This is a genomic window from Methylobacterium sp. E-025 (genome assembly GCF_022829705.1).
GTDB lineage: Bacteria > Pseudomonadota > Alphaproteobacteria > Rhizobiales > Beijerinckiaceae > Methylobacterium.
On sequence record NZ_JAKSYR010000088.1, the window covers coordinates 68,239 to 74,807 of the forward strand.

A 6,569-nucleotide genomic window follows, 5' to 3' on the forward strand; every position below is an offset into this window, starting at 1 on the left:
CGCGCGCGATCCTGCGACATCGGCGCGTTTACTTTTCGGGTCCACGCTTTAAGCCAGAGCCACGATCCCGCGTGGACGATCTTTACGGGAAGGAAGTTTCGCGATGGCGCGATGTGTCCCGCCCCGCGCCCTCCGGGCCGGCGCCGCCCTCGCCGTGATCCTCGCCCTTGCCGGCTGCATCGGCGTTCCGGACCGGGCGCGTTCCGTCCGCGCCGCGCCGCCGCCGCGGGCCGAACTCGCTCCCGGCCTCGCACCGCCCGCCGACGCCGTTCCCGGCTCGACGCCGGCCGCCGCCTCGGCGCCGGGCCGGATCGGTACCGGTTCGGTCAAGGTCGCCCTCGTCGTGCCGCTCTCGGGCCAGGGGGCCAATCTCGGGGCGGCGATGCGCAACGCGGCCGAGCTCGCGATCGAGGAATACCAGCAGCCCGACCTCCAGATCCTGGTGCGCGACGACCGCGGTTCGCCGGACGGCGCCCGCGAGGCGACGAGCGCCGCCATCGCCGAGGGCGCCGAGCTGGTGCTCGGCCCGCTCTTCGCCGCCAACGTCGCGGCCGCCTCGGCGACGGCGCGCGCCGCGGGCAAGCCGGTGATCGCGTTCTCGACCGATGCGAGCGTCGCCGGCCCCGGCACTTACCTGCTGAGCTTCCTCCCGCAGGCCGAGGTCGACCGGATCGTCGACGAGTCGGTCGCGGGCGGGCGCCGCTCCTTCGCCGCGCTGATCCCCGAGAACGCCTACGGCAACGCCGTCGAGGCGCAGTTCCGCGAAGCGGTGGCGCGCAAGGGCGCCCGTCTCGTCGGCATCGAGCGCTACGCCCCCGGCGCGCCGGAGCCGGCGATCGCGCGCCTCGGCGGCCTGATCACCGGACCGGGCGCGCAGGCCGACACCCTGTTCCTGCCCGAGACCGCCGACGGGCTGCCGAATGTGGCGGCCGCGCTCACCAAGGCCGGCTTCGCGCCGTCCCGCGTCCGGCCGATCGGCACCGCGGTCTGGAACGAGCCGCGGCTCTTCGCGCTGCCGGCCCTGCAGGGCGGCCGCTTCGCCGCACCGGACACCGGCGGATTCGGCAACTTCGCCGGGCGTTACCAGGCGCGGTTCGGCACGAGCCCGCCGCGGGTCGCCTCGCTGGCCTACGACGCGGTCTCGCTCAGTGCGGCGCTCGCGCGGCAATACGGGACCCAGCGCTTCGCCGACGCGACCCTGACCAAGAGCGCCGGGTTCGCCGGCGTCGACGGCACCTTCCGCTTCCGCGCCGACGGCCTGAGCGACCGGGCGCTCGCCGTCCACGAGATCCGCAACAACGCGTCGAGCGTGGTCAGCCCGGCGCCCCGCGCCCTGGCCAAACCCGGCACCTGAGCCTCCGCCGCGCGTCAGCCGTGGCCGATCATCGCCGCGCCGGCCGCGACGACCGTGCAGGCGGCGATGCGGCCGGCGGTCAGGCGCTCCGCCAGGAAGGCGCGGCCGAGGAGCGCGGCGAAGACCACGCTGGTCTCGCGCAGGGCCGAGACCGGCCCCATCGCCCCGAGCCGCATCGCCCAGATCACCGCCGCGTAGGCCAGCAGCGAGGCGGCGCCCCCGCCGACGGCGCGCGCGACCGCGGCGGGCCGCCCGCCGAGGGCCGCCGATCCGCGCGTCAGCAGGAGCCAGAGCGGAGACGCGCGGTGGACGGTGACCATCGCCGCGGTGTCGAAGACCTGGCAGCTCGACCGCGACGGTGATGAGGAGCCCGAGCCCGCCGACCGTGAAGTTCATCACGCTGATTGGTCCAGAGCCGGTCCGCGCCGCCGCGCAGCAGCGTGTTCCACCCGGCATGCAGCAGCGCCGCGAGCAGCACGAGGCCGATGACGGCCGACGTCATCGCCGGCTCACGAATCGGCTTTCGACGCGCGCGCGGAGGCGTTCGGCATCACGCCGCGAGGCTCGCGACCACGGCGTTGAGCACCGGAGCGCCGCGCGCGGTCGCGGCGATGCGGCCGCCGTCGAGCCGCGCCACGAGGCCGTCGCCGATCAGCGCCGCGACCCGCGACCCGTCGAGCGGGCGGCCCTTCAGCGCGGCATAGCGCGCCGGATCGATGCCCTCGGACAGGCGCAGGCCCATCATCAGGAACTCGTCGCCCTGGTCGGCGCCGGCGATCGTCTCGGTCTCGGCGATGCCGTGGCCGTCGCGCTCGACCCGGGCGAGCCAGGCCTCCGGTGCCTTCTCGGTGACGGTGCCGAGGCGGCCGGCCTCCGTCACGAGGCGGCCATGCGCGCCGGGGCCGATGCCGGCATATTCGCCGTAGCGCCAGTACAGCAGGTTGTGGCGCGACTGCGCGCCGGCACGCGCGTGGTTCGAGATCTCGTAGGCCGGCAGGCCCGCCCGGTCGCAGACCTCCTGGGTCACGTCGTAGAGCGCGCGGGCGGTCTCGTCGTCGGGCGGCACCAGCCGGCCGGCGGCGGCGAGCCCGTAGAACGGCGTGCCGGGCTCGATGGTGAGCTGGTAGAGCGAGAGGTGCTCGGCCGCCCGGCCGATCGCCTCGGTGAGCTCGCGCCGCCACGCCGCGGCGGTCTGGTTCGGGCGGGCGTAGATCAGGTCGAACGAGCTGCGGTCGAACGCGCCGTGCGCGACCCGGATCGCGGCGAAGGCCTCCTCGGCGCTGTGCAGCCGCCCGAGGCTCTTGAGCGAAGCGTCGTCGAAGGCCTGGACGCCGAGGGAGACGCGGTTGACCCCGGCCGTGCGGTAGCCCCGGAAGCGCCCGGCCTCGACGCTGGTCGGGTTGGCCTCCAACGTGATCTCGGCGCCGGGCTCGACGCCCCAGGCTGCGGCGATGGCATCGAGGATGCCGGCGACCGTCGCGGGCTGCATCAGCGAGGGCGTGCCGCCGCCGAGGAAGATGCTCGAGACGGTGCGGCCGGGGGTGCGCCCCGCCACGTGCGCGATCTCGGCGCGGAAGGCCGCGAGGTAGCGCGCCTCGTCCACCGGCGCGTGGCGGACATGGCTGTTGAAGTCGCAATACGGGCACTTCGAGGCGCAGAAGGGCCAATGCACGTAGACGCCGAAGCCCGCATCGCGGGTCGGGTGGTCCGGGCCTGAACGGTCGGTCATCGCACGCGATGTGCTCGCGTGCGCGCCGTTTGGCAATCGCCCGATCCGTTCAGCCCGGCCGGCGCAGGCATGCGGCGGCGAGCTTCACGAAGGCACGGGCCCGGTGCGAGAGGGCGTCGCCGGTCTGCCAGTCGACCCCATGCTTCTCCTCCGACGCGATCTCGCCGAAGGTGCGGTCGAAGCCGTCGGGCCGGAACATCGGGTCGTAGCCGAAGCCGGCCGTGCCGCGCGGCTCGACGAGGTCGCCGAAGACGCGGCCCTCGAACAGCTCGGTGTGGCCGTCGGGCCAGGCCAGCACCAGGGCCGAGACGAAGTGCGCCCTCCGGTCGCTCGCCCCGCGCAGGTCCAGCTCCGCGAAGATCCGCGCCATCGCGCCGGAAAAGTCCTTGGACGCCCCGGCCCAGCGGGCGGAGAACAGCCCGGGCGCCCCATCGAGCGCATCGACGCACAGGCCCGAATCGTCGGCGAAGGCCGGCAGGCCCGCGGCGTTGGCGGCGGCGACCGCCTTGATCGCGGCGTTCTCGGAAAACATCGTGCCGGTCTCGTCGGGTTCCGCGAGCCCGAGCTCGCCGGCCGAGACCGCCTCGACGCCGAAGGGCGCGAGCAGCTCGCGCATCTCCACCAGCTTGCCGGCATTGTGGGTCGCGATCACGACCCGGCCCGAGAGGATGCGGTGGCTCATGCGATCGCCTGCTTCTGAAGGGCGACGAGGTCGGCGACGCCGCCCTTGGCGAGCCGGAGCAGCGCGAGCAGCTCGTCCTCCGAGAACGGCTTGCCCTCGGCGGTGCCCTGAACCTCGACGAGGCCGCCGGTGCCGGTGATGACGAAGTTGGCGTCGGTCTCCGCGCCCGAATCCTCGGCGTAGTCGAGATCGAGCACGGCGGCGCCCTTGACGATGCCGCAGGAGATGGCGGCGACGTGGTCGCGCAAGGGGTCGACCGAGATCATCGAGCGGGCGCGCATCCAGGCGAAGCACTCGTGCAGCGCGACCCAGGCGCCGGTGATCGATGCCGTGCGGGTGCCGCCGTCGGCCTGGATCACGTCGCAGTCGACGGTGATCTGCTTCTCGCCCATCGCCGGCAGGTTGGTGACGGCGCGCAGAGATCGCCCGATCAGCCGCTGGATCTCCTGCGTCCGGCCCGAGGGCTTGCCGGAATTGACCTCGCGGCGGGTGCGCTCGTGCGTGGCGCGCGGCAGCATGGCGTACTCCGCCGTGATCCAGCCCTTGCCCGAGCCGCGCAGCCAGTGCGGCCCGCGCTCCTCCAGCGAGGCGGTGCACAGGACCCGGGTCTCGCCGAAGGTCACGAGGCAGGAGCCCTCCGCGTAGCGGGCGACCGAGCGCTCGAGCGTGACCTTGCGCAACTCGTCGGCCGCGCGCTTCGAAGGCCGCATGCGGCGTTCTCCTGATTCCCGAATTTGAGCGGGGTGCTTAGGCTGCGCCGCCACACGCGGCAACCCGAAGCGCCCGAGCGCCGTATGAGAAGCCCATGGATTGATCCGCAGGCTTTAGCGGGACACAATCATCGGCCAGGAACCGCGCGTGACCGAGTTTTCCCGACCCTTCTCCCAACCGCCGCAGGCGCAGGCCCTCGCCGCGCTGAACGAGCGTGCCCGCGAGATCTTCCGGCAGATCGTCGAGGGCTATCTCTCCACCGGCGAGCCGATGGGATCGCGCAACCTCGCGCGCATCCTGCCCATGACCCTGTCGCCGGCCTCGATCCGCAACGTGATGTCCGACCTGGAGCAGTCCGGGCTGATCTTCGCGCCGCACACCTCCGCCGGGCGCCTGCCGACCGAGCTGGGCCTGCGCTTCTTCGTCGACGCGATGCTCGAGCTCGGCGATGTCGGCCGCGAGGAGCAGGAGCGGATCGAGGCGCAGATGCGGGCGGCGGCCTCGCGGCACACCTTCGATTCGGCGCTGGCCGAGGCGTCGAGCCTGCTCTCGGGCATCTCGCGCGGAGCCGGCGTGGTGCTGACGACCAAGACCAACGTGCAGCTCAAGCACATCGAGTTCGTGCGGCTCGATCCGGCACGCGCCCTGGTGGTGCTCGTCTCCGACGATGGCTCGGTCGAGAACCGCCTGCTCGACCTGCCGCCGGGCCTGCCGGCGAGCGCGCTGCAGGAGGCGTCCAACTACCTCAACGCCCGCCTGCACGGCCGCACCCTCGGCGGCCTGCGCGCCGAGATCGAGGCGGGCCGCCAGGCGATGAAGCGCGAGCTCGACGCGATCACCGAGCGGCTGGTCGATGCGGGCCTCGCCGTGTCCGTCGGCCCGAGCGAGGCCCGCCAGCTCATCGTGCGCGGGCAGGCCAACCTGCTCGACGACCTCCGCGCGATCGAGGACCTCGAGCGGATGCGGCTGCTGTTCTCGGACCTCGAGACGCAGAAGGACGTGATCGACCTGCTCGCCCGTGCCGAGGGCGGCGACGGGGTGCGGATCTTCATCGGCTCGGAGAACAAGCTGTTCTCGCTCTCCGGCTCGTCGCTGATCGCGGCGCCGTTCCGCGACGGCTCGCAGACCATCGTCGGCGTCGTCGGCGTGATCGGCCCGACGCGCCTGAACTACGCCCGCATCGTGCCGATGGTCGACTACACGGCGCGGGTCGTCTCGCGGATGCTCGACCGCGGGACGTAGGGCCGGGGCCGCTCGCCCGATGCGCCGCCGCGCCCCTCGGTTGGCGCGGGATGTCGGCCCGCGAAGCACATCGGGAGAGGGGGAGCGCCGTATCCGGACGACGCACCCGCCTCTCCCGACCCTTGCCGCCACGAGGCCCACCCTCCCCCGCAGAGGAGGGAGGGCAGGCCGGCGCGGGTTTTCGCCTCAGCCGCGGATCACGTCCACGATCTGGTAGGTGTCCGGATCGACGATGACGATGTCGTCGTCCACGAGGACGTAGCTGTAATCCTCGTATTCCGGTGCCAGCTCGACGATCGCCGGCGGGAGGCGGTGCAGTTCATAGCTGCGGGCGATCGCCGTGCCGACGGTGAGCGCGAAGGCGCCGGCCGCTAGGCGCGGCACGCCGCTGCGGAACAGGTCCTGGCGGAACCGGGTGCGCTCGGCGCCGCCGAGACGCCCATAGGCGCCGCGGGCCTCGCCGCCGCCGCGCGGACCGCGGGCGCCGCGATCCGGACGACCGTCGCGGTCGCCGCGGGCACCGGGGCCGTCGCGATCGCCCCGGCCGTCACGGGCGCCGGGACCATCACGGTCGCCGCGTCCGTCGCGCGCCGCCGGACCGTCGCGATCCCCGCGGGGGCCGCCGGTCTCGTTGCGCCCGGGGCCGCCGCGCTCGTCGCGGGCGCCGGGCTTGCCGCCGGGGCCGTCGTCGCGCATCGCACCGCCGCGTTCCGCCCCGCCCGGCGCCCCACGATCGGCACCGCCGCCCGGCCCGCCGCGCTCGACCCCGCCGCCCGCCGGGCCGCCGGCGTCGTTCCCGCGCATCGCGCCGCCGGCACCACCGCCCGCACCGCCGCCAGGGCCTGCACCGC

At 74.0% G+C, this 6,569-nt stretch carries 7 protein-coding genes; 2 read left to right on the forward strand and 5 right to left on the reverse strand.

Going from position 1 to position 6,569, the window contains the following annotated elements:
- Positions 1–103 precede the first annotated feature (103 nt).
- Positions 104–1,354, forward strand: coding sequence for a penicillin-binding protein activator (locus tag MKK64_RS11020; RefSeq protein ID WP_243934652.1), 1,251 nt, complete (start codon positions 104–106; stop codon positions 1,352–1,354).
- 14 nt (positions 1,355–1,368) lie between these two features.
- On the opposite strand, the gene MKK64_RS11025 is transcribed toward MKK64_RS11020, so the two are convergent.
- The 4 genes from MKK64_RS11025 to rph all read right to left on the reverse strand — a co-directional run bounded on the left by MKK64_RS11025 (position 1,369) and on the right by rph (position 4,475).
- Positions 1,369–1,674, reverse strand: a complete 306-nt coding sequence (locus MKK64_RS11025) for an EamA family transporter (RefSeq protein ID WP_243934653.1) — start codon at positions 1,672–1,674, stop codon at positions 1,369–1,371.
- A gap of 230 nt (positions 1,675–1,904) precedes the next feature.
- Positions 1,905–3,083 (reverse strand): radical SAM family heme chaperone HemW, encoded by a 1,179-nt coding sequence (gene hemW, locus MKK64_RS11030; RefSeq protein WP_243934655.1) that lies wholly within the window; start codon positions 3,081–3,083, stop codon positions 1,905–1,907.
- A gap of 49 nt (positions 3,084–3,132) precedes the next feature.
- Positions 3,133–3,765 carry an RdgB/HAM1 family non-canonical purine NTP pyrophosphatase gene (gene rdgB / locus MKK64_RS11035; protein WP_147728962.1) on the reverse strand — a complete coding sequence of 211 codons (633 nt, stop codon included), beginning with the start codon at positions 3,763–3,765 and terminating at the stop codon, positions 3,133–3,135.
- Entirely contained in the window at positions 3,762–4,475 is a 714-nt protein-coding gene (gene rph / locus MKK64_RS11040) for a ribonuclease PH (protein WP_147728963.1), read from the reverse strand. Before rph ends, rdgB begins: the two co-directional genes overlap by 4 nt.
- Before the next feature lie 148 nt (positions 4,476–4,623).
- On the opposite strand from rph, the gene hrcA reads away from it, so the two are divergent.
- A complete protein-coding gene (hrcA, locus tag MKK64_RS11045; protein ID WP_147728964.1) occupies positions 4,624–5,718 on the forward strand; it encodes a heat-inducible transcriptional repressor HrcA in 1,095 nt (364 codons plus the stop codon).
- 186 nt (positions 5,719–5,904) lie between these two features.
- Here the strand turns inward: hrcA and MKK64_RS11050 are convergent.
- On the reverse strand, positions 5,905–6,569 hold a 665-nt coding region (locus MKK64_RS11050; RefSeq protein WP_243934657.1), incomplete at its 5' end, for a DUF1236 domain-containing protein.